This is a genomic window from Brevibacillus migulae (genome assembly GCF_004521915.1).
Lineage (GTDB): Bacteria > Bacillota > Bacilli > Brevibacillales > Brevibacillaceae > Brevibacillus_F > Brevibacillus_F migulae.
Window position 1 is genome coordinate 1 of sequence record NZ_SDKD01000079.1, and the last position, 473, is coordinate 473.

The window sequence follows — 473 nt, forward strand, 5'->3', positions numbered from 1 at the left end:
TTAGCCGTTGCTATCGCTATGGAGGCCATTGGACAAGGATTGCCTGTGTATTTCGTCTCTCTCGCGCAGCTCGTGGGCGATTTACGAAAAGCTTATGAAGAGAATCGCCTGGACAAACGAATGAGGGTATATCTCAGGCCACGCATCCTCATCGTGGACGAGGTGGGCTACCTCCCCCTCGATCCGCTCGCTGCAAACCTGTTTTTTCAGTTGGTTTGTGCACGCTACGAGAAAGGAAGCATGATTCTGACTAGCAACAAGAGCTTTGGCGAATGGGGCGAACTCATGGGCGATCCCGTTCTTGCTACAGCTGTTCTCGACCGCTTATTGCATCACTCCCACGTCGTGAACATCCGAGGGAACAGCTACCGGCTCAAAGAAAAACTAAAAACCGGAATCTATTCGACACCAGGCGCACAGGTGGGTCAAAATTATACCGGCGCTCGTGGGTCAAATTAATTCCGGCGTTGACA

The 473-nt window shown here is 51.6% G+C and carries 1 protein-coding gene; it reads left to right on the forward strand.

Annotation, left to right across the window (positions count from 1 at the left end; all coding sequences use genetic code 11):
• Nucleotides 1-459 (forward strand): ATP-binding protein (locus EIZ37_RS25670; RefSeq protein WP_167569130.1); only part of this gene is annotated, 459 nt, incomplete at its 5' end.
• Nucleotides 460-473: the final 14 nt, after the last annotated feature.